Annotated in this window: 25 protein-coding genes; 13 read left to right on the top strand and 12 right to left on the bottom strand. The window is 43.0% G+C overall.

The annotated features are described in order from the left end of the window. Positions 1–2: 2 nt before the first annotated feature. From mlaD to N475_RS13895, 3 genes are read right to left on the bottom strand one after another with little or no spacing between them, the layout of a single operon-like run. Positions 3–548, bottom strand: a complete 546-nt coding sequence (gene mlaD / locus N475_RS13905) for an outer membrane lipid asymmetry maintenance protein MlaD (protein ID WP_063355550.1) — start codon at positions 546–548, stop codon at positions 3–5. Between the two features lie 12 nt (positions 549–560). Continuing rightward, positions 561–1,340, bottom strand: coding sequence for a lipid asymmetry maintenance ABC transporter permease subunit MlaE (gene mlaE, locus N475_RS13900; RefSeq protein ID WP_063355551.1), 780 nt, complete (start codon positions 1,338–1,340; stop codon positions 561–563). Then, a complete protein-coding gene (locus N475_RS13895; RefSeq protein ID WP_063355552.1) occupies positions 1,337–2,155 on the bottom strand; it encodes an ATP-binding cassette domain-containing protein in 819 nt (272 codons plus the stop codon). Before N475_RS13895 ends, mlaE begins: the two co-directional genes overlap by 4 nt. A gap of 223 nt (positions 2,156–2,378) precedes the next feature. Between N475_RS13895 and N475_RS13890 the strand changes: the two genes are divergently transcribed. From N475_RS13890 to mgtE, 12 genes are all read left to right on the top strand, one after another. Then, positions 2,379–3,341, top strand: a complete 963-nt coding sequence (locus N475_RS13890) for a calcium/sodium antiporter (RefSeq protein WP_063365450.1) — start codon at positions 2,379–2,381, stop codon at positions 3,339–3,341. Positions 3,342–3,350: 9 nt separating this feature from the next. Next, entirely contained in the window at positions 3,351–4,322 is a 972-nt protein-coding gene (locus N475_RS13885) for a KpsF/GutQ family sugar-phosphate isomerase (protein WP_063365449.1), read from the top strand. A 1-nt stretch (position 4,323) separates the two neighbouring features. Beyond that, a complete protein-coding gene (kdsC, locus tag N475_RS13880) occupies positions 4,324–4,875 on the top strand; it encodes a 3-deoxy-manno-octulosonate-8-phosphatase KdsC (protein WP_063355555.1) in 552 nt (183 codons plus the stop codon). Further along, on the top strand, positions 4,872–5,426 hold the full coding sequence (gene lptC / locus N475_RS13875; protein WP_063355556.1) for an LPS export ABC transporter periplasmic protein LptC: 555 nt from the start codon (positions 4,872–4,874) through the stop codon (positions 5,424–5,426). The genes kdsC and lptC overlap by 4 nt, the downstream gene beginning before the upstream one ends. After that, entirely contained in the window at positions 5,416–5,946 is a 531-nt protein-coding gene (lptA, locus tag N475_RS13870) for a lipopolysaccharide transport periplasmic protein LptA (RefSeq protein ID WP_063355640.1), read from the top strand. Before lptC ends, lptA begins: the two co-directional genes overlap by 11 nt. Beyond that, positions 5,943–6,668 (top strand): LPS export ABC transporter ATP-binding protein, encoded by a 726-nt coding sequence (gene lptB, locus N475_RS13865; protein ID WP_063355557.1) that lies wholly within the window; start codon positions 5,943–5,945, stop codon positions 6,666–6,668. Before lptA ends, lptB begins: the two co-directional genes overlap by 4 nt. A gap of 41 nt (positions 6,669–6,709) precedes the next feature. Next, positions 6,710–8,218 carry an RNA polymerase factor sigma-54 gene (locus N475_RS13860; RefSeq protein WP_063355558.1) on the top strand — a complete coding sequence of 503 codons (1,509 nt, stop codon included), beginning with the start codon at positions 6,710–6,712 and terminating at the stop codon, positions 8,216–8,218. A 26-nt stretch (positions 8,219–8,244) separates the two neighbouring features. Beyond that, positions 8,245–8,532 carry a ribosome hibernation promoting factor gene (hpf, locus tag N475_RS13855; protein WP_023397244.1) on the top strand — a complete coding sequence of 96 codons (288 nt, stop codon included), beginning with the start codon at positions 8,245–8,247 and terminating at the stop codon, positions 8,530–8,532. Positions 8,533–8,534: 2 nt separating this feature from the next. Next, positions 8,535–8,990, top strand: coding sequence for a PTS IIA-like nitrogen regulatory protein PtsN (gene ptsN, locus N475_RS13850; RefSeq protein ID WP_063355559.1), 456 nt, complete (start codon positions 8,535–8,537; stop codon positions 8,988–8,990). A 12-nt stretch (positions 8,991–9,002) separates the two neighbouring features. After that, positions 9,003–9,845 (top strand): RNase adapter RapZ, encoded by an 843-nt coding sequence (rapZ, locus tag N475_RS13845; protein ID WP_063355560.1) that lies wholly within the window; start codon positions 9,003–9,005, stop codon positions 9,843–9,845. Then, on the top strand, positions 9,845–10,123 hold the full coding sequence (locus N475_RS13840) for an HPr family phosphocarrier protein (RefSeq protein ID WP_063355561.1): 279 nt from the start codon (positions 9,845–9,847) through the stop codon (positions 10,121–10,123). The genes rapZ and N475_RS13840 overlap by 1 nt, the downstream gene beginning before the upstream one ends. A gap of 329 nt (positions 10,124–10,452) precedes the next feature. Beyond that, the gene (gene mgtE / locus N475_RS13835) at positions 10,453–11,811 is read left to right on the top strand and encodes a magnesium transporter (protein ID WP_063355562.1); all 1,359 of its coding nucleotides are present in this window, start codon (positions 10,453–10,455) and stop codon (positions 11,809–11,811) included. A 31-nt stretch (positions 11,812–11,842) separates the two neighbouring features. On the opposite strand, the gene pmbA is transcribed toward mgtE, so the two are convergent. Next, positions 11,843–13,192, bottom strand: coding sequence for a metalloprotease PmbA (gene pmbA / locus N475_RS13830; RefSeq protein WP_063355563.1), 1,350 nt, complete (start codon positions 13,190–13,192; stop codon positions 11,843–11,845). Between the two features lie 152 nt (positions 13,193–13,344). On the opposite strand from pmbA, the gene yjgA reads away from it, so the two are divergent. Beyond that, entirely contained in the window at positions 13,345–13,869 is a 525-nt protein-coding gene (gene yjgA / locus N475_RS13825; protein WP_063355564.1) for a ribosome biogenesis factor YjgA, read from the top strand. A gap of 27 nt (positions 13,870–13,896) precedes the next feature. On the opposite strand, the gene tldD is transcribed toward yjgA, so the two are convergent. From tldD to N475_RS13785, 8 genes are all read right to left on the bottom strand, one after another. Further along, positions 13,897–15,336 carry a metalloprotease TldD gene (gene tldD / locus N475_RS13820; RefSeq protein WP_063355565.1) on the bottom strand — a complete coding sequence of 480 codons (1,440 nt, stop codon included), beginning with the start codon at positions 15,334–15,336 and terminating at the stop codon, positions 13,897–13,899. Then, positions 15,333–16,157, bottom strand: coding sequence for a carbon-nitrogen hydrolase family protein (locus N475_RS13815; RefSeq protein WP_063355566.1), 825 nt, complete (start codon positions 16,155–16,157; stop codon positions 15,333–15,335). The genes tldD and N475_RS13815 overlap by 4 nt, the downstream gene beginning before the upstream one ends. A gap of 61 nt (positions 16,158–16,218) precedes the next feature. Further along, entirely contained in the window at positions 16,219–20,286 is a 4,068-nt protein-coding gene (locus N475_RS13810) for a YhdP family protein (protein WP_063355567.1), read from the bottom strand. Positions 20,287–20,292: 6 nt separating this feature from the next. Then, the gene (gene rng / locus N475_RS13805; RefSeq protein ID WP_063355568.1) at positions 20,293–21,765 is read right to left on the bottom strand and encodes a ribonuclease G; all 1,473 of its coding nucleotides are present in this window, start codon (positions 21,763–21,765) and stop codon (positions 20,293–20,295) included. Beyond that, positions 21,758–22,336: a Maf family protein gene (locus N475_RS13800; RefSeq protein WP_063365448.1), complete on the bottom strand. Its 579-nt coding sequence runs from the start codon at positions 22,334–22,336 to the stop codon at positions 21,758–21,760. Before N475_RS13800 ends, rng begins: the two co-directional genes overlap by 8 nt. Further along, the gene (gene mreD, locus N475_RS13795; protein WP_063355570.1) at positions 22,336–22,812 is read right to left on the bottom strand and encodes a rod shape-determining protein MreD; all 477 of its coding nucleotides are present in this window, start codon (positions 22,810–22,812) and stop codon (positions 22,336–22,338) included. The genes N475_RS13800 and mreD overlap by 1 nt, the downstream gene beginning before the upstream one ends. Then, positions 22,802–23,644 carry a rod shape-determining protein MreC gene (gene mreC / locus N475_RS13790; RefSeq protein WP_063355571.1) on the bottom strand — a complete coding sequence of 281 codons (843 nt, stop codon included), beginning with the start codon at positions 23,642–23,644 and terminating at the stop codon, positions 22,802–22,804. Before mreC ends, mreD begins: the two co-directional genes overlap by 11 nt. After that, on the bottom strand, positions 23,644–24,687 hold the full coding sequence (locus tag N475_RS13785) for a rod shape-determining protein (protein ID WP_063365447.1): 1,044 nt from the start codon (positions 24,685–24,687) through the stop codon (positions 23,644–23,646). Before N475_RS13785 ends, mreC begins: the two co-directional genes overlap by 1 nt. Between the last annotated feature and the right edge of the window lie 7 nt (positions 24,688–24,694).

Genomic DNA, 24,694 nt, shown 5'->3' with positions numbered 1-24,694 from the left:
GTTTACTCGCTACCTTGATTAAACAAGAATTGTCCAATTAGCTCTTCCAAAACCAAAGCCGACTTTGTATCTGTAATTAAATCACCATTTTTCAGTGCTTTACTTTCTACACCAAACAGGTCATCTAAATCCATCTCATCTTGATTGACGACTTCATTGCCCAAACAAGATTGTTTGGCTGAGTCGGATGCGATGACGGGTGAAATACCCAAATATTGCTCACCGAGTATGCCTGACGTAAGGATAGAAACTGACGTTGTATCAGAAAACTGACATTCGTATGTTTTATCAATGCTCATACTCACTACTGGTACAAATTCTTCAGGGTGGATCTGTATGCCGTCAACTCTGCCTATTACTACACCACCCACTTTGATCGGAGCGCGAGTTTTCAACGAACCGATGTTGTCAAACTTAGCCTGTAGGGTATACGTTTCGCCATTTCCACTAATGCCCGCATTAGCAACCTTCATTGCAAGCATAACAAACGCTGCAACACCTAGAGCTACAAATAAGCCCACTAATATTTCTATTTTCCGTGTATTCATTTCCAAAAACCCTTAACTAGAAAACATCACTGCTGTTAGAACAAAGTCGAAACCTAAAACAGCCAGCGAAGAGTGCACAACGGTTTCCGTTGTTGCTTTGCTGATCCCTTCAGAAGTTGGAATACAGTCATACCCTTTGTAAAGTGCAATCCACGTCACAATCAACGCAAATACAAAACTTTTAATTAGACCATTCATTATATCTTGTTGCAGAGAGACCTGAGATTGCATGATCGACCAAAAGCTACCAGAGTCTACGCCCAACCAATCTACGCCGACCAAATGAGCACCTAAAATAGCAACCGCCGAGAAAATAAGCGCTAAAAGCGGCATACTGATAAAACCAGCCCAGAACCTTGGCGCGACAACTCGTTTAAGAGGATCAACAGCCATCATTTCAAGGCTCGAAAGCTGCTCGGTGGCTTTCATTAGTCCAATCTCCGCAGTTAAAGCACTACCAGCGCGGCCAGCAAAGAGCAATGCAGTTACCACAGGGCCTAGCTCTCTTAATAAACTCAAAGCAACCAAAGGACCTAAACTGTCTTCTGCACCATAACCGACAAGCACCGTATACCCTTGCAGAGCTAGCACCATACCGATGAACAGGCCAGACACCATGATAATCAGCAAAGACTGATGCCCTACCATATATAATTGCTTGATTAATAGCGGCGTGCCCTTGCGCAAATTTGGCACATTCAATAATGCACCCAATAACATTTGAGTTGCTCGACCAATAGAAGCAAAGCGACTTAGCGTCTTGTGACCTAGTTTTTGAAGCAAATCTATCACTGTGTGCCTCCGCTCAATAATTCTTCCTCGTAAGGTGCGGCATTGAAGTGGAAAGGCACAGGACCATCCGCGAGCCCCTGCAAAAATTGTTGCACAAGCGGGGAGCTATGAGCCAACATTTGTTCTGGCGTGCCGCTGCCTATCACGCCTTGTTCGGCAATGATCACCACGTGATCAGCGATACTCAGTACCTCTGTCACATCATGCGTAACAATCAGTGAAGATAGCCCAAGTACTTCATTCAATGATTTAATCATGCGCACGAGTACACCCATAGAAATTGGGTCTTGCCCAGCAAATGGCTCGTCATACATAATTAATTCTGGGTCCAAAGCAATTGCGCGTGCAAGCGCCGCTCGTCTGGCCATACCACCTGACAACTCAGATGGCATTAAATCACGAGCCCCTCTAAGGCCTACAGCCTGCAACTTCATAAGTACTACGAGTCGAATCAAGTCTTCACTCAATTGTGTATGTTCACGAAGAGGGAATGCGACATTATCAAACACTGACATATCGGTAAAAAGTGCACCACTTTGAAATAGCATACTCATTTGCTTACGCGCGTGATATAGATCTGCACGTGACATTGCAGGTACACTGGTACCTTGGAATGTGATATCTCCACTGTCGGGGCGTAGCTGCCCACCTATCAGACGCAACATGGTGGTTTTACCAATACCACTTGGTCCCATGATGGCTGTAATTTTACCTCTCGGTACGGAAAAGCTCATATTTTTATATATGACCCGATTACCCCGAGAAAAGGTTACGTCCTTGACTTCAACGATTGACTGCGACAAGTCGCTCTCCATATATCGATTTCACCAATTGATGAATGATACTTTTTTTTGTCACAAGATGGAAAATGCAAATTGGTAAAATTTTGTAATTGAATTTGTTAAAGCTCTTCACAAACCCGAACAACACACAGTTACATGAGTACTTACACGTTTCAGATACGAGATTATTTATACATTTGATATTGCATTTGATAATATTTGTCGCACTTTAATTAAGTTACTCGGCATAGGCTTCATGGTTTTATCTTTTGTCATTCTTATCTTGGGTTTTGTAGCGCTAGTTTGGAGCGCGGACCGATTCGTTTTTGGAGCAGCGGCATTGGCTAAAAATCTCGGTGTCCCCACCTTGATTGTAGGTCTTACAATCGTTGCTATGGGATCTTCTGCACCGGAAATGATGGTAGCCGCACAAGCTGCATTGTCAGATAAAACAGACACAGCTGTGGGTAATGCCATAGGTTCAAACATTGCGAATATTTTTTTAGTACTTGGTATCACCGCTCTACTACGCCCCTTGGCAGTGGGCTCAGGCATTTTGAGAAGAGAAATGCCATTATTGGTGATCGTATCTTTTGGGGCTTGGTACATTGTAAGCGACAATTACTTTAGCTTTGTAGAAGGTGCCGCTCTGCTAGTCGGCTTTGCCGCTTTCATATTAAGTCTGATTTACATTACAAAGAAAAGTAGCAGTGCCGCCGATGATGACCCACTGGTCGCGGAGGCTTGTGATGAAGTACCCAATGATGTCCCAACTGGAAAAGCTGTATTCTGGTTAATCGTTGGGATGATAATACTGCCTATTAGCGCAGATATCCTAGTAGACTCAGCTGTAGACATCGCCAAACTTTTTGGTATGAGCGATTTGCTGATCGGCTTGACCATCATCGCTATTGGTACGAGCTTGCCTGAACTGGCAGCTTGTATTGCAGGTGTGCTGAAAAATGAGGATGACCTTGCGTTAGGTAATATCATCGGTTCAAACATCTTTAATATTCTTGCAGTGCTATCTATTGCAGGCCTGTTAAACCCAGCACAACTAGACCTGAATATTTCAGGCCGAGATATATTTGTCATGTTAGGTGCTACTGCAGCGCTTATTTTAATGAGCCTCAATTTTAAGGGCAAAAGACAAATCAACCGCTTTGAAGGGGGCTTACTATTGGCAGCTTTCATTGGCTATATGTATGTGATCATTTAGGTGTAAAAAATGAATAAGCCGTCATTTGTCGAAACCGCAAAACGCGTATTAGAAATAGAACAACAAGCGTTGAAAGAACTTGAGCAATTTATCAATGATAATTTTGTTGCTGCGTGCAATTTAATGCTCAGCTGCGAAGGCAGAGTCATTGTTATTGGCATGGGTAAATCGGGGCATGTGGGCAATAAAATTGCGGCAACTCTCGCAAGTACAGGTACACCTTCTTTTTTTGTACACCCAGGTGAAGCCAGTCATGGCGATTTGGGAATGATTACGTCTGAAGACGTAGTACTGATGTTATCTAATTCAGGAGAAACAGGGGAAGTCGTCGGCATAATCCCAGTTATTAAGCGGATTGGCGCAAAGGTTATTAGTATGACTGGTAACGAACAGTCTACGATGGCTCAACTTGCAGATATTCACCTGTGTATCAAAGTGTCTCAAGAAGCCTGCCCTCTTGGCCTTGCACCAACGGCCAGTACTACCGCAACACTCGCTATGGGAGATGCGCTAGCTGTCGCCTTACTTGAAGCGAGAGGCTTCACCGCGGATGATTTTGCATTATCTCACCCCGGCGGCAGTTTAGGCAAAAAGCTATTGTTGACTCTAAACGACATTATGCATACAGACAAAGATGTGCCAATTACACTTGCCGGTAGCTCAATTAAAGACGCGTTGTTCGAAATGTCCGCAAAAGGGTTAGGCATGACTGCAATCGTTGACCAACAAGGCAAACTATGCGGTTTATTCACAGATGGCGATCTACGCCGTGTGATAGAGCAAAAAATCGACTTGCACAATGACACCATTGATTCAGTCATGACTATCTGCTGTACTACTGCTATGCCAGACATGTTAGCCGCAGAAGCGCTTAACATCATGGAAAAGAAAAGAATTAATGGCCTGATAGTGATAGATATAAACAACCACCCCATCGGTGCCCTAAATACTCAAGACTTACTACGCGCAGGGGTTTTATAACATGCACTTTAGTGAATTATATCAACCGATAACACAGCAAACGAGCGACAAATCAAAAAACATTAAATTGCTCATTTGTGATATTGATGGTGTTTTTTCAGATGGTCGTATTTATCTAGGTAATCAGGGTGAAGAGTTAAAGGCGTTTAACACCAAAGATGGCTTTGGCATTAAAGCGCTCATTGCCTCTGGTGTTGATGTGGCTGTTATTACTGGGCGACATTCAGAGATAGTTAAGCAACGCATGACTAGCTTAAATGTTAAACATATTTATCAAGGTCAAGAGAATAAAGTCGCCGCTTATGAGGAGCTCAAAGCAACACTAGGCTTAGAGGATGCACAAATTGCATACATCGGCGATGATGGTCCTGATATTCCAGTTATGAAGCTGGTTGGCTTTGCTGTTGCAGTAGCTGATGCTCACCCGCTGGTAAAACAATTGGCAGATTACACGACCATGTTACCCGGTGGATTTGGGGCAGTTAGAGAACTCACAGACTTGCTCATGCTTAGTCAGGGCAAAGAACTTATCACACAAGGCAGCAGCACATGACCAACTTGCGGGTCATTTTACTCATAGTATTTGGCGTCATCATGCTATGGCTATGGTACCCATATCTTACACAACAGGACAAACTCGCTACACCAAATGAAGAAGCAATAGCGAAGCCCGATTACGTTGCTGTCGATTTGAAACAAACGTCTTTTGCCGAAAATGGGCAATTGAGTTATCAAATCACAGCTCAAAGAATGGAGCTCTATCAAGAGCTTGGCTTCAGCCATTTTGAAGAGCCGATTTTTGTATTACATAATGGACAGCACAATTGGCAACTGGCAGCTAAAGAAGCCACGCTATATGAAAACGATACTCTCATATTAGAAGGCAGTGTAACCGCCACTAATCTTATGCCAGCGGCAATGATCACCCATATCAACGCAGATAATTTACGCCTTGAAATTGCCAACAGAATTATGCGTTCTGAGCAACCAGTGGTGATCACAGGACCTAATGTAACTATTACAGGCAAAGGCCTGATAGCCGACCTCAATACAGAGGTCATTGAATTAATTAACCATACTGAAACGATTTATGATAAGCAATAAACTGAGCGCCACACTATTATTTGCATGTTCTTTAGGCCTTCTGTCACAAGCAGTCGCTGCCAATACATCTCCTGAGCAGGTTATCATCAGTTCAGGCAAGCAACAGGCGCAACTACAAACCAACATTGGCGTTTTTGAAGACAACGTAGAAATTATTCACGGCAAGCGTAAAATCACCGCTGATAGATTAGAAGTACATCGCCGAGAAGAGTTAGGTGAGAATAAGCAACTGTTAGTTGCTACAGGTAACCCCGCAATATTTCAGGAACAACAAGCCGATGGCAGCATTCTCAAGGCCAGTGCTAAAGAAGTGCGCTACGATGTTGCGAACAGAATGCTAACCATCAAAGGAAGTGCGGAAATCAGCCAAGCAGGGCAAAAAATCTCGGCTCAAGAAATCCTCTATGATATGGATAAACAATTGATCAGCGCACAGCGTTCAGATCAAGAAGGCAAACGTGTAAGAACCGTTTTGTTACCTGTCGACGATAAAACTGAGTCAAATAAGGAACAACCGTGAGCACACTCAAAGCGATAGCCTTAGCAAAAAGCTACAAAGGTAGGCAAGTAGTAAAAAATGTCGAGCTGAGTGTCAAAGCTGGCAGTATTGTGGGTCTATTAGGCCCCAATGGAGCAGGGAAAACCACAACCTTTTACATGATAGTTGGTTTGGTTCCTAGCGATAAAGGCAGTATTCAGATAGATGACCAAGACATTACCTTACTGCCTATGCATAGCCGAGCAAGATTGGGAATCGGTTACCTTCCTCAAGAGTCATCTATTTTCAGAAAGCTCACTGTATATCAAAATCTAATGGCCATTTTAGAAACGCGCAAGGAACTGAATAAGGCCCAGCGAGAAGAAACATTAAATGAGCTTTTAGATGAATTTAATATTCAACATATACGCACTAGCCTAGGAATGGCTTTATCGGGTGGAGAGCGCAGACGAGTAGAAATTGCACGCGCTTTAGCCGCAAATCCAAAATTTATTCTATTAGATGAGCCTTTTGCTGGTGTTGATCCAATTTCAGTGATAGATATAAAGAAAATTATCGAGCATTTAAAAAATCGTGGCATTGGCGTACTGATAACTGACCACAATGTAAGAGAAACTTTGGATGTCTGTGAAAAGGCATATATTGTTTCACACGGTGAATTAATTGCATCAGGTAGCCCTGAACATGTTTTAGCGGATCAAACTGTCCGAGATGTCTACTTAGGCGAACAATTCAGGCTATAGTTAAGAATAAGCGTAACAACAAAAAGGATTGTTAGAGATACATGAGGCAATCGCTACAGCTGCGCATGGGGCAGCAATTAACAATGACACCACAACTGCAACAGGCCATTCGTCTGTTACAGTTGAGTACGCTAGATCTCCAACAAGAGATACAAGAAGCGTTGGACAGCAATCCTTTATTGGAAGTAGAAGAAAACGAAGCTGAGTCTTTTGAAAACAGTCTGAATAAAACAGCCGAACAACAAAGTACCGAAAAAACAGACTCGAACTCGGATGATAGCCTCGATACTCCATCGAGCGAATACGAACAAGATACTGACACAGCACTAAATAAAGAAACCTTAAGTGATGAAATGGCAATGGATGTCACTTGGGATGAATATATTAGCGCAGCACCTGTAAGCTCATCAGGGCCGATGCCTGAAGATGAAAGTGTATATCAAGGTAAAACAACGGAAAGTCTTCAAGAATACCTAATGTGGCAACTTGAATTGACTCCGTTTAGTGCCACAGACAGATTAATCGCACTTTCGATTGTTGAAGCAGTTGACGACTCTGGCATATTAACAGTTCCCTGTGAAGATATAGTTGAAAGCTTAAACGTAGACAATGATCAGGAACCAATTGAATTGGACGAAGTAGAAGCCGTCCTCAAGCGAATCCAGCTTTTCGATCCTGTTGGCATTGCGGCTCGTAGTCTACAAGAATGCCTACTAGTGCAATTGAATCAATTTAGTGCAGATACACCTTGGCTAACTGAAACCAAGCACGTCATAGAAGAATACATCGACCTCTTAGCAAATCGTGATTACCGTACTATCATGAAGAAGACTAAACTCAAAGAGCCAGAGCTCAAAGAGGTTATGACGCTTATTCATAGCTTAAATCCGAAACCTGCCGCGAGTATTGTGCAGGAAGAAGCAGACTATGTGATCCCAGATGTTTCTGTAAAAAAAGTAAAAGGTCGCTGGGTTGTGGAACTGAACCCAGACTCGATGCCCAAAATTCGCGTCAATGATCATTACGCTGCCATGTCTCGCTCAGTTAAATCGAGTAGCGACAGTCAATTTATACGGTCACATTTACAAGAAGCAAAATGGTTCATTAAAAGCTTAGAAAGTAGAAATGAAACATTATTGAAAGTAACTAATTGCATTGTGCAGCAACAACAGGCATTCTTTGAACATGGCCCTGAGGCGATGAGACCAATGGTTCTCAATGATGTTGCTGAAATGGTTGATATGCACGAATCGACAATCTCTCGTGTAACGACACAAAAATATATGCACACGCCTCGCGGCATATATGAATTGAAATACTTCTTCTCGAGCCACGTAAGTACTGAGAATGGTGGTGAATGCTCATCCACAGCGATAAGAGCACTCATCAAAAAGCTAATCGCTGCTGAAAACGCTGCTAAGCCTCTGAGTGACAGCAAAATAGCAGATGTATTAGCTGATCAAGGTATTAAGGTGGCAAGACGTACTATTGCCAAATACCGAGAGTCTTTGGCTATTCCACCGTCTAATCAACGTAAGAGCTTGATTTAGACGTAACAAAAGAAGGAAAAATGCTTATGCAACTAAATTTAACTGGTCGCCATGTAGAAATTACCGATTCATTAAGAGACTACGTAACGAGTAAGTTTGCGAAGCTAGAAAGGCATTTTGATCACATAAATAATGTACATGTTATTTTAGATGTCGAGAAACTCATACAAAAAGCAGAAGCGACACTTCACGTCAATGGTGGTGAGCTATTTGCCTCTACTGAGCATAAAGATATGTATGCTGCAATAGATGGCCTAATTGATAAGCTTGATCGCCAGGTTATCAAACACAAAGAGAAGCTAACTCGACACTAATCATGAAACTTAGCGCACTTATTTCCGAGGACTGCAGCAAAGCTGCAGTCCTTTTTAATAGCAAAAAAAGAATTCTCCAATATATTAGCGAATTGGCACATCAAAAAATCCCTGACTTCAACCAACATGATATTTTAGACGCGCTATTAAACCGCGAAAAATTAGGTAGCACAGGGATAGGTAAAGGCATCGCAATTCCACATGGCCGATTAGCCGGCCTTGAAAAAGTCCTAGCTATCATCCTCGTTAATCAACAAGCAATTCCATTTGATGCCTATGACGATAGAAACGTGGATATATTTGTCGCACTCATCGTACCAGATGGTGAAAATAAGCAACATTTAGAGACCTTAGCCACCATCGCTGATAAACTAAAAAACAAGGTATTTTGTAAACGTATTCGACAAGCAACAAATGATAAAGAGCTATATCAAGTCCTTGTTGAATTTGACAATTAATAGGAATTAATCGTGGAACTCATTATTATCAGTGGTCGCTCTGGTTCGGGTAAATCAGTTGCATTGAGAGTCTTGGAAGACTTAGGCTATTACTGTGCTGATAATATTCCTGTTAACCTACTTCCAGCTTTGGTTCGCAGTGTCTCTGATGGCTATGACAAAATTGCTGTCAGCATTGATGTGCGTAACCTTCCTAAGGAACAACAAGAATTTCACGATATTTTAGGGTACTTGCCAGGGTTTGCGAATCCAAGCGTATTTTACCTTGATTGTGACGACCAAACACTCATCAAACGATTTTCTGAGACTCGGCGTTTACACCCATTGTCACTCAACGATTTACCTCTGGACTTGGCAATTAAACAAGAACGTAATTTGCTGGATGTCGTTATTCGCCGTGCTGATGTGACCATAGATACTACAGAGCTTAGCGTTCACCAACTTGCAGAAAGTGTCAGAGAGAAAATTCTTGGCCAAAAAGACAAACAACTTATCATCACATTCGAGTCTTTTGGGTTCAAACATGGTATTCCTAAAGAAGCAGACTACGTGTTTGATGCGAGGTTTTTACCCAACCCGCATTGGGAGCCTGAGTTAAAGCCACTTACAGGCTTAGATCAACCCGTTAAAGATTACTTGTCTAGCCACAGCATTGTGCAAAAGTTTATATGGCAAATTCAGACATTTATGCAGACATGGTTGCCACATTTAGAGCGTAACAACCGTAGCTACCTCACTGTGGCAATTGGTTGTACTGGTGGCCAGCACCGCTCAGTTTATTTAGCTCAAACACTTGGTGAGCGTTTCAATCGCACTCATGCGAATGTAAAAATTCGCCATCGAGAGCAAGAATAATGGCTAAAAAATGGGAAGATACATTTCTTATCCGCAACAAACTGGGTCTGCATGCTCGTGCCGCCACTATCCTAGCGCAGTTATCGACCCAATTCGACGCTGATATTACTCTATATCAAGGAGATAAGAGCGCACCAGGTGACAGCGTGCTCGCTCTTTTACTATTGGAAAGTAGTCAGGGAAAAACAGTGCGAGTCGAGTGCACAGGACCCGATGCACAAGGTGCATTACATGCTATTGGCAATTTAATCGAAGAAAAATTTCATGAAGCTGAGTAAAGTGTATTTTGCTCTATAGTTCACTCATTCGTAAAACGACGCAAATAAGATAGAGCGTTAGTTTTCACTCGTATAGAATAAATGTTATTTAAACAGCTATAATCTCTGTATAAAATAAGTTATATGTAGCTTGGGGTTAAGTAACTTTGGTGCGATGTTAAATTGCGCAACCAGCGTAAACAGCAAAGTGTTCAGCAATACGCTTCTGCTTATGCGAACACTGCACGGCAAAATAAATGCGGCTGATACCAGAGCATCAGAGTTTAAAACTCATTTTAATAGCACACTGAAATATACTTTACTGTCCACCAATTGAATTTAGGAAGCCTATGCCAGACGTCGTTGAACAAGACTATACACTGGAGCAATTGCAACAAGTCACTAAAGCTATAAACAGTGGACAGTTTGTTCAAGTTAGGCAGACCCTAGCAGAGATCCCTCCTTGCGATACCGCATTACTCCTTGAATCTTCACCTCTTAAGATTAGATCTACACTTTGGAAGTTAGTTGATCCAGATATTCAAGGGGATGTTTTAGAAGAGCTCTCGGAGGATGTAAGACTTAGCATTATTGCTAAGATGGAGCCGGAGCTAATCGCTGCAGCGACTGAAGATATGGATGACGACGATTTAGGTGAAGTTTTAAGAAGCTTACCTGATCCAGTTTATCAAGATGTTATCAGCGCGATGGATAGCCAGGATAGAGCCCGTGCCACGTTAGCTCTTTCCTATGCAGAAGACTCTGCCGGGGCACTCATGAATGGTGATACTATCACCATCAGACCGGATGTTTCACTCGATGTGGTGCTGCGATACTTGCGTTTAAAAGAAGAGCTGCCACAAGGTACCGACGATTTGTACGTCGTTGACAAAGAGAATCGCTTTTTAGGCTCATTACCTTTGGGAGTTTTGCTTACCAATCCGCCCGATAGATTAGTAGAAGAGTTAATGAATGAGGAACGGGAGACCATTCCTGTTTCAATGAAAGAAAGCGACGTTGCACAACTTTTTGAACGTCATAATTGGATCTCTGCGCCTGTTGTTGATGATCAGAGCCAATTACTTGGCCGTATTACCATCGATGATATTGTTGATGTCATCCGGGAAGATGCAGAGCATAGCTTGCTAAGTATGGCCGGCTTAGAAGATGAAGAAGATACCTTTGCGCCCGTGTTAAAAAGTAGCCAAAGGCGTTCTATCTGGCTTGGAATCAATTTGCTTACAGCACTGCTTGCAGCCTTTGTGGCGAGCTTTTTCGAAAGTACACTAGATATCTTACCAATACTTGCAGTACTCAATGGCATTGTACCTAGTATGGGTGGAGTCGCTGGTAGTCAAACACTGACCCTCGTTATTCGTGGTATTGCTTTGGGGCATGTGAATCAAACCAACCAACGCTTTTTGCTTGGTAAAGAGTTCGCGATTGGCGCTTTGAATGGTATTTTGTGGTCTCTACTTATTGCCGGTGTTGTCGCATTATGGCAATGGGACTTTAAGCTCGGTGCAGTTATCGCCTTCGCAATGTTCATGAATTTAGTTGCGGCAGGTATCGCAGGAGCGAGTATCCCACTCATTCTGAAAAGAATGAAAATAGACCCTGCCTTAGCTGGCAGCGTGGTGCTTACTACTGTCACTGATATTGTTGGAATTTTTGCATTCCTGGGTACTGCAACTTGGTTTTTACTCTGAATATGAGCCAGAGTAAAAACCACTAACTAGCCTATTCTCCAGCTATTTGCATGCTTTCTATCAAAATAGAGCCGGTTTGCACTGCTCCTCGCAATTCTACATCAGCTCCGATAGCTTGAATATTGTGGAACATTTCTTTCAGGTTTCCTGCAATGGTGATCTCACTTACTGGATATTGAATTTCTCCATTTTCAACCCAAAAGCCTGCCGCACCACGCGAGTAATCACCAGTTACAGTATTTACGCCTTGTCCCATTAATTCCGTCACTAATAAGCCAGTCCCCATTTCTTTTAATATTGATTTCAAGTCTTCATGGGTGTGTTGAACTAACCAGTTGTGTATACCTCCAGCATGCCCAGTTGATTTCATCCCCAGCTTTCTCGCTGCGTAGCTGGCTAACAAATAGGTTTGTAGTTCGCCACCAGTGATGATCTCTCGGTCTTGTGTAAAAACACCTTCACTATCGAAAGGGCTAGAAGCGAGCCCTTGCAGCAAATGTGGGCGCTCTTGAATATTCACACATGAGTTAAAAATTTGTTTACCCAGTGAGTCTAGTAAAAAGCTTGATTTTCTATATAACGCACCGCCACCAATGGCAGAGACTAAATGGCCAAATAAGCTGTTCGCGATGTCAGCGCGAAAGACCACAGGGACTTTCATCGTTGAAAGCTTTTGGCTATTTAACTTGGCTAAAGTAGATTCAGCAGCCTCAACGCCAATTGTTGCTGCACTTTTTAACTGGGAGTGCTCTCGAGCTATACTAAACGCTGAATCGCGTTGCATCATATCGCCCTCTTGGCCAATCACCATCGTACTAACGGTATGACGCGTACGTGGAAACCCAGCAAGAAATCCGTGGCTATTTCCGTAGACTCTCAAGCCTTGGTGAGATGCAATACTCGCCCCGTCAGAATTTACAATTCGCGTATCAAACTCTAACGCGGCTTTCTCAGCTTCCACACACCGTTGGATAGCATCTTGGGGGTTTAAATCCCATGGGTGGTATAGGTCAAGTTCTGGAATATCTTGCGCCATCAACTCTTTATCAGCTAAACCGTTACAAGCATCATCAGCAGTATACTTAGCAATCTCAACGGCCTTTGCAACAACCGACTGCAATGCTTGCTCACTTAAATCAGCAGTTGAAGCAGAGCCTTTGTGGTTACCAACGTAAACACAGATCCCTAAACTGCCATCTTGATTGAATTCAATAGTATCAACTTCACCCATCCGTGTGCTGACAGATAACCCAGAGGTGCGACTCATGGCGGCTTCAGCTGAGGTTGCGCCAAGCTGCTTGGCTAAAGTGAGCACCTCAGAGACTGCACTCTTCACTTCATCGATTTGCTGGAAGATAGACCCAACTTGGTTGTCATTCATGCTGCTATTCCAAATACTTGTATTCACTACAATCCTAACACATGAGGCATGATTTCGCTGGGTAAGATGACAGTTCCTTACACGCAAACCGATATTTTTTTCTGCTTCTTGGTATAATCAATATAATTGTAATATTCAGTGTCTAAAAAGTTATGGCAAAAAAATCAGATAACCACATTGAAGATGAAGAAATCATCTATGTATCAAAAAGCGAGCTTAAAAGAGATGCTCAGCAATATCAACAACTTGGTATCGACATTGCGGAGCTAGGTAAGAAGCAAAGAGACAAATTACCTTTAAGCAACGAACTGCTTGAAGCCATGGCACTAGCCGACAAGATCCGTGGCAAACACGACGCCTATCGCCGCCATATGAACTATATTGCTAAAGTCTTACGTACAACGGACAATGTTGAAGACTTACAGCGCGCATTGGACACCTTATTAAATAAAAATAATCAAGCCGAGGTGGTGTTAAATCAAGTCGAGCGAGTTCGAGAAGAGGTCATTTCCCAAGGTGATAGTAAAATCAATGAGCTACTTGATGCGTACCCAAGTATGGAGCGACAAAAATTACGTCAATTAGTACGCCAAGCGAATAAAGAGTTAAAAGCTGAAAAGCCCGCAAAGGGATACAAAGAATTGTTTCAATATTTAAAAGACGCAATTTTAGATTAAAAAAGGAGGGATACCCTCCTTTTTTATTTATGCTGTACCGCCAACCGTTAGTTGATCTATCTTCAAACTTGGCTGCCCTACTCCAACAGGAACACTTTGTCCATCTTTACCACAAATACCAACACCTCTATCGAGGGCTAAGTCATTGCCAACCATAGAAATATATTGCATTGCTTCTGGACCATTTCCAATCAAAGTTGCGCCCTTGATAGGCTGCGTCACTTTACCATTTTCAATTAAATAAGCTTCGGATGCTGAAAAAACAAATTTACCAGACGTTATATCAACTTGGCCACCACCAAAGTTACTGGCAAATATGCCTTTTTTCACCGAACTAATAATCTCTTCTTGAGTGCTTTTACCTGGTAGCATGTAGGTATTCGTCATACGTGGCATTGGTAAATGGGCAAAAGACTCACGACGAGCATTACCCGTTGAATGAGTTCCCATCAGACGCGCATTGGTCTTATCTTGCATATAACCCTTCAACACACCATTTTCAATCAATACATTGTAACCTGCTGGCGTCCCTTCATCATCAATATTGAGAGAGCCTCGGCGATTGGCCAATGTACCATCATCGACTACGGTACAAAGCTCAGACGCCACTTGCTCACCAACGCGGCCACTAAATGCAGATGCCCCCTTACGATTGAAATCGCCCTCTAGGCCATGCCCTACAGCTTCGTGTAACAGTACGCCCGGCCAACCTGCACCGAGTACAACTGGCATTGTGCCGGCCGGTGCATCAATGGCTTCTAGATTAACTCTCGCCATTCTCACCGCTTCATGAACATAGCTCAGCCACCTCGGCTTGCCGTCCACAAGCTCTTTAAAATACCCGTAATCTAATCGAGCTCCGCCTCCTGCACTGCCTCTTTCTCGTCGTCCATTTTGCTCAAGCAACACTGAACAATTCAAACGCACGAGCGGCCTGATATCAGTAGCGAAAGTGCCGTCGCTTGCTGCAATGAGGACTTCTTCATACACCGCCGCAATAGAGCACACTACTTGCTGTGCATCCGGCGCAATATCGCGAATAGCGGCATCTGCCTCTCTGAGCAAAGCAATTTTTTCCTCATCACTCATACTCAGCAAGGGCTGCACTGGCGCAAATTGAATTGGTGCGGTCCGTTCAGTAAACACTTCTACAGTTTGTGACTCTCCACGCGAGGCAATTGAGCGCGCCGCCTCTGCTGCTTGATTCATTGCCTCTAAATTGATTGCATCAGAATAGCTAAAGCCAGTCTGCTCGCCACTCACAGCTCGCACACCAACGCCTCGTTCAATGTTGTAACTACCTTCTTTAACTTGCCCATCTTCAAGGACCCAAGTTTCATGGTAGCTTGATTGAAAATACAGATCGGCATAGTCCACTTGATGTTGATGTATATAATTAAGCGTCTGCTCTAGCTGCTCTCGTGTTAACTCACTGTTAGTCAGCAAGTTCTTTTCAACTTGATTCATAAATAATTGCTCTTAAATCGGTTATGCATTGAGACTGGCATAGCAGCTCTGATCTTATCAATTTCGTTTAAATCGATACGTCGCTGTATTGGCTGCAAAGATAATTCGCTGTTTTCCAAAACTTCGCCCCATGGCGATATTATGACACTGTGGCCATAAGTTTCTCGCCCATTTTCATGTTTGCCCACCTGTGCTGCTGCAATAACAAAACACTGATTTTCAATTGCTCTCGCTTGCAGTAAAGGTAACCAGTGTGCACGCCCCGTTACCGTCGTGAATGCGCTCGGAACCAGTATAATATCAGCGCCTAACTCCCGCTGCATTTGATAAAGGCCAGGAAAGCGCACGTCGTAGCATACACTTAAGCCTAGTCTACCAAATGGACTATCTACAACTTGGATCTCACTTCCCGCCTGCGTAAACTCAGATTCGCGATAGTGCTTTGATGAATCAGCCACATCAGCATCGAATAAATGTATTTTATTGTACGTGGTAACCAACTCCCCCTGAGCATTAAATAGACAGCTTGCAGCGAAATAGCGCCCTGTACCAGAATCAATGGGCATTGTTCCAGCAGCTATCCATACCTGTTTCGCTTGGCACAAGCTAGAAAGCTCTGATACCCAATGTTTTGCTTGTTTAGATACCTCATGGGACTCTTGTCCATCTCGGCAAAAAGCTAACCAAGCCTCCGGTAGACAAATTAATGTGGGCTCTGAAATCGAAAGTCGATCAAGCTGCATGGTCAGATACTCAAAATTTTCTTCAGGTTGTCTTTTGGAGCACATCGGCACAACAACAATATTGACGTTTTTACGCATCGCTTTATTCCAAATATCTTTTATTTGTTTCACATTTTTTGAACGGCCAAGACAACCCTATTTAAAATGCGCCCTCCGGCGGTCCCTGCTCTTGTTTTGTTTCGTTCTTTGCCTGCTCAGCCTCTTGCTTTGTCGCTGACTTTGTATCGTCATGACTAATCTCTGAATTGATATCCTGCGCTTCAACAACAACCTCAGCGGCGCTTTTTTTAAAAGACTCAGTATTGCTAACTGCTTGCTCAGAAACGCCACTGGGATAAGAACTGGTTGCCGTCTTTTGATTTAGCTCTGACGGAGCGGGGCTCTTTTCTTCGGGATTAGATGTTCCCTCGACAGGCGGCTTTTTAGCTCCCGGCAAAGTCACTTCTCGGCTCTTACGATCTACTTCAGTTACCACAGGTTCTTTCATAGTCCCAGTCACTTTGAAGTTGATCTCCGAAATAACACGGGCAGAGTGGATCACTTTATCAATAGCCAGTGCAGCCAAGCCCGTTACGGGGTTAACCATCCAGCCAACAATAACTGGCAAACTTGAGGTAACTTGAGGCGCGATGGCTAAATCGTAGTTAATTTCCTGCGTTTTTAAATTTGCATAGCCAGAAATGCTTAAATCCGCTGGCACACCATCCATTTTGGTATCTTGGGTGTAGGCAATACCATTTTCTAATTGCAGGCTGCCTTCCATTTGGTTGTAAAAAAAGCCTTTGGCAAATACATCTCGAAAATCTAGTTTTAATTTACGTACTAATGAATCTAGGCTCAGCAAAGAAAATACACGTGCGCCTTGGTCACTAATATCGGTTAAGTGTCCTTCACCTAAACGCCATTGTATTTCACCTCCAAGACTCGTCCATTGAAAGTCATAAGGAGCAGACTGCCATTGTAAATCAAAATCTATATTTGCTTGAGAATCCTTAACGGTGGATGTGACGTCAAACTCTTCCATTAAATCACCAAAGTCAGCACTACTTAGATTTCCAGTAAATTGAGATGTTCCATTTTGCCAGCTTCCTTTCGCTGTCAAAGTATGGGTGCCTTTATCAACACTTAAATTGGTAATATTTAGTCGAGTACCATCGCCAAATAATGCTAGGTTAACTCTATCTAACTGATAACGATTCAATCGACAGTCATCACAACCAAATTCAATGGCAGGAATAGCCGCTAACCAAGTTTGATCTGGCTGTTCTGTGCTAATGTCAGCTGGACTCTCTTCCTCATCTGCTTTTTTGGAATTCAAACGTAAGTAGTCTGCTTGAATTTGAATTGGTTTTTTGGCGTCATCTGTTGGGATCAGTACTTGTGCCCTAAGTTCCTTGCCAGCTAAGCGCATTTTTAACGCTTGCTGCTCAGGTGTCATGCGCATTTCAAAGTCATTGAAGAGCAAGCCCCCCACATCAAGCTGCCCAAGATTAGCGCGGATCTCATTTAATTCAGGTAAAATGTTTGCACCCTCGGAGCTCGATTGAGTGCTTTTCTCAATAATTCGATCAATAAAATTAAACCAAGGTTCAAGCTCTAGTTCTGGGTGCTCTATCGTCACCACAAAGCCCGATTTATCTAAACCGCGGTTTTGCTCACTCACAACCAAATGTGCTTTATCTAATTGCCCACTCTGATTGTCAAGGATCCCATTAAAGTAAAGAATATCACCATAATTTGCGGTAATGAGGTTAGAGATATCATCCCCCCTTACTTCCCCCGACAATAAACGAGTGTCTTCCTGTGCTTTTTGATAAGGGGCAGGTAATTCAATCGCAGTTCCGTTTAAGTTAGATTGGAAACTCGCCAAATAATTAAACCCAGCATCTTCAAAATTCAGCGTAACATTGGTATCTAGTTTGGTTTCACCTTCAATAAAATCATCCATAATGCCATGCCCATACGGGAGTAACTTCTCACTTGAAATCATCATGGATGTATCAACGCTAACCAAATACCCGTGTTGATCTCCATCTCCTTTTACCGAGAAAGACATAGGCATAGCTAACCACGATGCCACCCCCTCTGAAAAAGATATCTCATCATCATTAAATTGAAGTATTCCAGAAACCTTTTCTAATTGCATACCCGGCTGACTGAGGTGAATGGTGTTATCATCGAAAAGTACACGCCCGCGAGCTATAACATCCAAACTTTCTAAATCTATTTCTAGCCCGACAGCACCTGATACCTGCCCCTGCCCTTGCACTACGTCTAACACGTTCACCAAAGGATCTGCGATAGGCGTTTGTGCAAAAAATGGCAGTAATGAAGCTGCTTCTATCGTCTGATTAATATCCACCGTTAAGATATCTGCTTGCTCTAAATCGGCTAGCCGCACAGCCACATCACCTTGAATAGTTTGATTCGCCAGCTGCCCAGACTGTGTGGTAATGTCCATACGTTCATTGATGAAATGCAATAACACATCGGCGCTATGAATGCTTGGCCAATCTGGTGCAAATAGAAATTCGGCGCTTTGGATCTCCGCCAACACTTCAAATTGACCATGAGTACCGCGGTATGGAAAGTCTTTCAAAGGACCTGAAACAAGCACCTGTGTGCCTTTGTTTTGACCAGCTAAGATCCCTTTATTCAAATAACTGACAAGGTTAGTATGCATTAACTCCAGTGGGAAATAGCGCCCAGCAATCCGAGCGTCGCCACCATATGCTTCAGCATATAAGTCCAGTTCAGGCTCTTCAAACAAACGCGTATGAAACTCTAAAGCAACACTTAAATCTGAATTACTCACCCACATATTGTCAGATTGGACATGCCAGAACTGCTGCTCATCCGCCCAAAAATAAATGTCGCCATTTAGCTCATCAACTGCAATAGGCTCAATAAAACGAGGACCAGTGACAAGCTGCTGCCGATGTGCATTGACACTCACCACGCCACGGTCGGCTAACCAGTGAAATTCAACGCCTAAACCTGCAAACCCAGGAGCCAACTCAGTCTCTTGCCAGCTGAGTTCTTCCATAATTCCCCAGATATTTAAACCGCTAGACTTATCCCATGCTAACTTTGCCTGTGACACTTGGCCTTTAACATCACTTTTGACCAATTTATTAGCCCACTCGTACCGAGTTAATGACAAGGCATCAATCACCAGATCCACATTAAATTGTTTGAGCCAAAACTGACTTTTTTCATCGCGCCACTCACCTTGCAATAGCACAGGGTCGTATACATGCGCACCATGACTGAAGTAAATCTCAGAGCTGTTTAAACGCCAATTAGAACCTTCTCGATGCAATTTAATTTTGCCGCCATCAAGCCCTAACTTATTGTCCTGACTATCACCTTGCCATTTCAAATAACTTGGCTCAAATTGGAGCAAAATGTCATCCAATTGCCCCTGTTTAAGCTGTGCCCAAAGCTGCCCATTTATACTTGCGCTTATCACATCGTTTGATTTATCTAAATGTTCATCAATTAACTTCAGTACATCAAGCTCTCTTGCTTGAAGAAAGATCTCACCGCCAATTCCCTCCAGCGTTTTACCTTCTAAACGAACTAAAGTATCGAGACTCCCTTGAGATAAATTAGGTAAAACCAGACGCCCCTCACCATGATGCGCATCTTCACTGTTTTGCCAAACCATATCTTGGATGAGCACAGAATGCTGTTTTTGCGCTTTAGTGTAGAGGTGTATTTCGCTATTTTGAACAGAGAAGTGACCAGTATCTCCAAGAAACAAGCCTTCTATTAGAGCTTGCTGCTCAAACTCCCCAGAGTTGCTATCAAGCTTCAACTTGTCGAGATAAACATGGGCTTTGAAGCCATCGAGCACAAAGTAGTTGGAGATCAATTGCCACTGGCGAATTGATTCAACCATATTCACTTGTAAGTTTGTACTTTCAATTTGTACAGAGATAGGAGAAGCTTGATTGTCTTCAAAACTAACATCTTTAAGCAGTAAAGCTGGGCCTGTCCCTTGCCAACTTGCACTGATTGAACCAATGCTTAATTCAACATTGAGTTGTTCGTAGATAAGAGACTCAATGCTGCTTTTATAATCATTTGCATAGGGTAACGTTAGCTTCAACAGCGATACAAGCACAGCAAGTGTTACCAAGGTCACGGCGAACACCTGCCAAACTTTTCTCACACAAAAGAAGCATATCGTTTTGGCTTGCATATTGCCCTACATCATTACTACATCAAACTGCTCTTGACTGTACAAGTTCTCAGTTTGAATACTGACCTGCTTGCCTATGAATAGCTCCAACTCTGCTAAGTTGTGATACTCATCATTAACCAGTGCTTCACTGACGGCTGCAGACGCATAAACCATAAATTTATCAGCATCATAGGCTCGATTGACTCGTACAATTTCACGGAGAATCTCGTAGCAGACCGTTTCAACAGTCTTTAACGATCCCCTGCCTGAACAAGATGGGCAAACATCACACAGTATATGCTCTAAGCTTTCTCTGGTGCGTTTACGCGTCATTTCAACCAAACCAAGGGCTGATAAGCCATTAATGTTTGCCTTAGCTCTGTCTTTCGCTAGTGCTGCTTCGAGTGAGTGCAGTACCCGCCTTTTGTGCTCATCTGAAATCATATCAATAAAGTCTATGATGATAATACCGCCTAGGTTCCTTAACCTAAGCTGACGAGCGATAGCTGAGGTCGCTTCCACATTAGTATTGAAAATAGTTTCTTCTAGGTTTCTGTGACCAACAAATGCGCCTGTATTTACATCAACGGTCGTCATTGCTTCGGTTTGATCGATGATTAAATAGCCGCCAGATTTTAGTTCCACTTTGCGGTGCAATGCTTTTTGAATTTCAGCTTCGACATCGAACAAATCGAAAATTGGCCTTTCACCCGGGTAATACTCGAGCGTGTTAGACAGCTGTGGAACGAACTCCTCGGTAAATGACTTCAGTTGTTGATAGGTCAATTTAGAGTCAACACGAATCCGTTCCATGTCTTCACCCACATAGTCACGTAATGTGCGAAAGGCGAGGGTTAAATCTTCATGTAAAATGCTTGCTTTACTGGTTTTACGTCGCTTACTAACAATCTTTTGCCACAGTTTTTTTAGGAATTCAGCATCATGTTTTAATTCTGCCTCAGCGGCGCCTTCGGCAGCAGTTCTTACAATAAACCCGCCGTTTTCATCATTGTACTCAGCAACAATGCTCTTCAATCGACTGCGTTCTTCTTCTGTTTCGATTCTTTGACTAACACCTACATGGGTTGCGTCTGGCATAAAAACTAAATAACGCGAGGGAATTGTAATATCCGTTGTCAGGCGAGCCCCTTTGGTGCCAATAGGGTCTTTAACAACCTGCACCATAATAAACTGACCTTGCTTTACTAGCTCTCTAATATCCTGAACTTTTTTTACTGGTTGTTCATCAACATCTTCTTCGATAGAAGCACTGCTTACGATATCTGAAGCATGTAAAAAAGCGGCTTTTTCTAAGCCTATATCTACAAAAGCAGCCTGCATTCCAGGTAATACTCGACTCACTTTGCCAAGGTAGATGTTGCCAACGATACCGAGATTCCCGACACGTTCTACCTGAACTTCTTGTAAAACCCCATTTTCAATTAAGGCTACGCGACTTTCACTTGGCGTCACATTGATCAATAATTCGCTACTCATCTTGGCCTGCCATAAATGCTTGAATTAGTTCATCTGTTTCATATAAAGGTAGTCCGACTACTGCGAAATAACTACCTTTTAGCTGACTGACAAATCGTCCTCCTAAACCTTGGATACCATATCCACCGGCTTTATCATGGGGCTCTCCACTTTGCCAATATGCTGTTATTTCTTGTTCTGATAACGTTTTAAATGTTACCTCAGTGTTTACGGTAGTACTCATTACTCTCTCACCATCTGCTAACGCTACAGCAGTCATTACTTGGTGTGTATTGCCAGATAGTAGAGTCATCATCGCTTTGAAGTCCGCCAAATCTTTCGGCTTGCCAAGCGTTTGACCATCAGCTACAACAATTGTGTCACTGCCTAATACCGGCCTATCTTGATAGCCTAACTTCACACCACTTTGTGCTTTCAAGCGTGCTAAGCGCTCTACATAAGTACTTGGAGTTTCATTTGAAAATTTTGTTTCATCTGCATCGATAGAAAATTGTTCAAAATCGTAACCAAGTTGGGTGAGTAGTTCCTTACGACGTGGAGAAGCGGAAGCCAAATATAATTTTATAGTCATTAACGGATCCTAAAATGCCTTCGATACTTTCTTAGCAATAAGAAAATCCAAGGCCAACAACACATACCTATCAATGCCGGCCACAGGTAGGCTGGATCAAAGTAAATATCTAATAAAAAGTGATTCAACCAAAACTGCAGTAAATGATAAAGGGCTAGAAACAAACCAATTAACATAGCTTGTTGCCACAGTGAAAAGTTACGTAACTTTTGAAAGTTGCTCACTGTAATATAAATACATACAGAGTAAGTTAAAGAATTTATACCCAAAGGCGAGCCAACAGCCAAATCCATGATCAAACCTGTGCACCAAGCCCAACCGATATTGACTCGGTGTGGAATAGCAATAGACCAATACATTAGCACCAACAGAACCCAGTCAGGCCTAAATGGTTCCAATGAAAATGGCAAAGGCATGAGTGCCATAATCAAGGCTAAAAAAACACTGAATGCGACAAGGGAAAAGCTACGACTCATTGACTGCTCCTTGCTCACCTTCGCCTAAAATAACAAGCAGGCGAATGCGGTCCAGCTGTGCAATCGGTTCTGCATATACTTTAGCAAACGGCAGCCCCTCATCTCGATCAATTTCAGTGACAACTGCCACAGGATACCCTTCAGGGAATCTCCCACCTAAACCAGAAGTAACTAAGATATCGCCAATCCGAATATCCAGGCTATGAGATACATGCGCCAACTGTACTAAGTTAATTTTACCAATTCCTTCAATTACCATACTGACATCATTGCGCAAAATACGCACAGGCGTGGCATGGGTGGTATCTGTCATTAAAAGTACGCGTGATGTGGTTGTCCCAACTTGGGTAAGTTGGCCAACTAGTCCGAGCTCGTCAATAACAGCTTGTCCTTCTTCAACACCGTCTATCGTCCCCTTATTTATTACAACCTGATGGCTGTAACGATTTGAACGCACTGACAAGACTTGGGCAATTTGACGGGCATTAGATTGACGAGATGACGCACCTAATAACGCCCTCAGTTCGACATTTTCTTTCAGTAGAAATTGATATTGCTGCAGTTGCTCACTTTGTAGTAGCTGTTTAGAGCGCAATGCTTGGTTTTCTTGTAGTAGCTGCTCTCGAGTATTTAAGCTTTCAGCCCCTACATTGAAGAGCTCATAAGGTACATTGGCCGCATACAACACAGGGCTTACTAGCGTATTGAGCGTGGTGCGCACAAACGTACCGCCAGATGTGTACCGGTCCCCAATAATTAGCATGATACTAAGCACAACTGCGACGGTAAGTCGCAGTTGTAGAGATACACTTCGGCCAAACAGTAAATTCATCAGTCGTAACTAAAGACGTCGCCACCGTGCATATCTATCATCTCTAGGGCTTTACCACCACCTCGAGCTACACAGGTTAGCGGATCGTCAGCAACGACAACTGGAATACCAGTCTCTTCCATAAGTAGACGATCTAAATCTTTTAATAATGCACCACCACCTGTCAAAACCATACCATGAGCAGATATATCCGACGCGAGCTCAGGTGGAGACTGCTCAAGTGCAACCATAACTGCACTCACAATACCCATTAGTGGCTCTTGCAAAGCTTCTAAAATCTCATGAGAGTTTAATGTAAATGAACGTGGTACACCTTCCGCTAAGTTACGGCCACGCACCTCAATTTCAATCGGGGTTTCACTCTTAAATGCAGAACCAATTTCGTGTTTTATATGTTCAGCCGTTGCTTCACCGATCAAACTACCAAAGTTACGTCTAACGTAGTTGATAATAGCTTCGTCAAACTTGTCACCGCCAATGCGAACAGAAGATGAATATACAACACCATTTAGAGAGATAATTGCTACTTCTGTAGTACCACCACCAATATCAACGACCATAGAACCCGTCGCTTCTGATACTGGCAAACCTGCACCAATTGCCGCAGCCATAGGTTCTTCAATTAGATATACCCCGCGCGCACCAGCTCCCATAGCTGACTCACGAATTGCTCGCTTTTCAACCTGAGTTGCACCACAGGGAACACAGATCAACACTCGCGGACTCGGGCGCATGAAGTTGTTGTTATGAACCTGCTTAATAAAGTGCTGAAGCATTTTTTCTGTTACATAAAAGTCGGCAATAACCCCATCTTTCATAGGACGAATCGCTTTGATATTGCCGGGTGTTCTACCTAACATCTGCTTTGCAGCAGTACCAACAGAAGCAACACTCTTCGGCCCACCGGCCCTTTCTTGACGAATCGCGACCACTGAAGGTTCATTCAAAACAATACCTTCTTCTTTTACGTAAATTAGGGTATTCGCCGTGCCTAAATCAATAGACAGGTCATTAGAAAATAATCCGCGTAGCTTTTTAAACATGAGGCTG

It is taken from the genome of Pseudoalteromonas luteoviolacea DSM 6061 (assembly GCF_001625655.1).
GTDB classification, from domain to species: domain Bacteria; phylum Pseudomonadota; class Gammaproteobacteria; order Enterobacterales; family Alteromonadaceae; genus Pseudoalteromonas; species Pseudoalteromonas luteoviolacea.
This window is presented reverse-complemented; position numbering and strand designations above follow the sequence as displayed.

What these genes read in the sequence shown, in the direction of transcription:
- mgtE (WP_063355562.1), top strand. Translation starts at nt 10,453, where the DNA reads ATGCCAGACGTCGTTGAACAAGACTATACACTGGAGCAATTGCAACAA.
- N475_RS13800 (WP_063365448.1), bottom strand. Translation starts at nt 22,336, where the DNA reads ATGACTATAAAATTATATTTGGCTTCCGCTTCTCCACGTCGTAAGGAA.
- N475_RS13885 (WP_063365449.1), top strand. Translation starts at nt 3,351, where the DNA reads ATGAATAAGCCGTCATTTGTCGAAACCGCAAAACGCGTATTAGAAATA.
- yjgA (WP_063355564.1), top strand. Translation starts at nt 13,345, where the DNA reads ATGGCAAAAAAATCAGATAACCACATTGAAGATGAAGAAATCATCTAT.
- mreD (WP_063355570.1), bottom strand. Translation starts at nt 22,812, where the DNA reads ATGAGTCGTAGCTTTTCCCTTGTCGCATTCAGTGTTTTTTTAGCCTTG.
- N475_RS13840 (WP_063355561.1), top strand. Translation starts at nt 9,845, where the DNA reads ATGGCTAAAAAATGGGAAGATACATTTCTTATCCGCAACAAACTGGGT.
- tldD (WP_063355565.1), bottom strand. Translation starts at nt 15,336, where the DNA reads ATGAATCAAGTTGAAAAGAACTTGCTGACTAACAGTGAGTTAACACGA.
- lptC (WP_063355556.1), top strand. Translation starts at nt 4,872, where the DNA reads ATGACCAACTTGCGGGTCATTTTACTCATAGTATTTGGCGTCATCATG.
- kdsC (WP_063355555.1), top strand. Translation starts at nt 4,324, where the DNA reads ATGCACTTTAGTGAATTATATCAACCGATAACACAGCAAACGAGCGAC.
- mlaD (WP_063355550.1), bottom strand. Translation starts at nt 548, where the DNA reads ATGAATACACGGAAAATAGAAATATTAGTGGGCTTATTTGTAGCTCTA.
- N475_RS13810 (WP_063355567.1), bottom strand. Translation starts at nt 20,286, where the DNA reads ATGCAAGCCAAAACGATATGCTTCTTTTGTGTGAGAAAAGTTTGGCAG.
- N475_RS13860 (WP_063355558.1), top strand. Translation starts at nt 6,710, where the DNA reads ATGAGGCAATCGCTACAGCTGCGCATGGGGCAGCAATTAACAATGACA.
- N475_RS13895 (WP_063355552.1), bottom strand. Translation starts at nt 2,155, where the DNA reads ATGGAGAGCGACTTGTCGCAGTCAATCGTTGAAGTCAAGGACGTAACC.
- pmbA (WP_063355563.1), bottom strand. Translation starts at nt 13,192, where the DNA reads ATGAATGACAACCAAGTTGGGTCTATCTTCCAGCAAATCGATGAAGTG.
- N475_RS13815 (WP_063355566.1), bottom strand. Translation starts at nt 16,157, where the DNA reads ATGCGTAAAAACGTCAATATTGTTGTTGTGCCGATGTGCTCCAAAAGA.
- ptsN (WP_063355559.1), top strand. Translation starts at nt 8,535, where the DNA reads ATGAAACTTAGCGCACTTATTTCCGAGGACTGCAGCAAAGCTGCAGTC.
- rng (WP_063355568.1), bottom strand. Translation starts at nt 21,765, where the DNA reads ATGAGTAGCGAATTATTGATCAATGTGACGCCAAGTGAAAGTCGCGTA.
- mreC (WP_063355571.1), bottom strand. Translation starts at nt 23,644, where the DNA reads ATGAATTTACTGTTTGGCCGAAGTGTATCTCTACAACTGCGACTTACC.
- hpf (WP_023397244.1), top strand. Translation starts at nt 8,245, where the DNA reads ATGCAACTAAATTTAACTGGTCGCCATGTAGAAATTACCGATTCATTA.
- N475_RS13890 (WP_063365450.1), top strand. Translation starts at nt 2,379, where the DNA reads ATGGTTTTATCTTTTGTCATTCTTATCTTGGGTTTTGTAGCGCTAGTT.
- N475_RS13785 (WP_063365447.1), bottom strand. Translation starts at nt 24,687, where the DNA reads ATGTTTAAAAAGCTACGCGGATTATTTTCTAATGACCTGTCTATTGAT.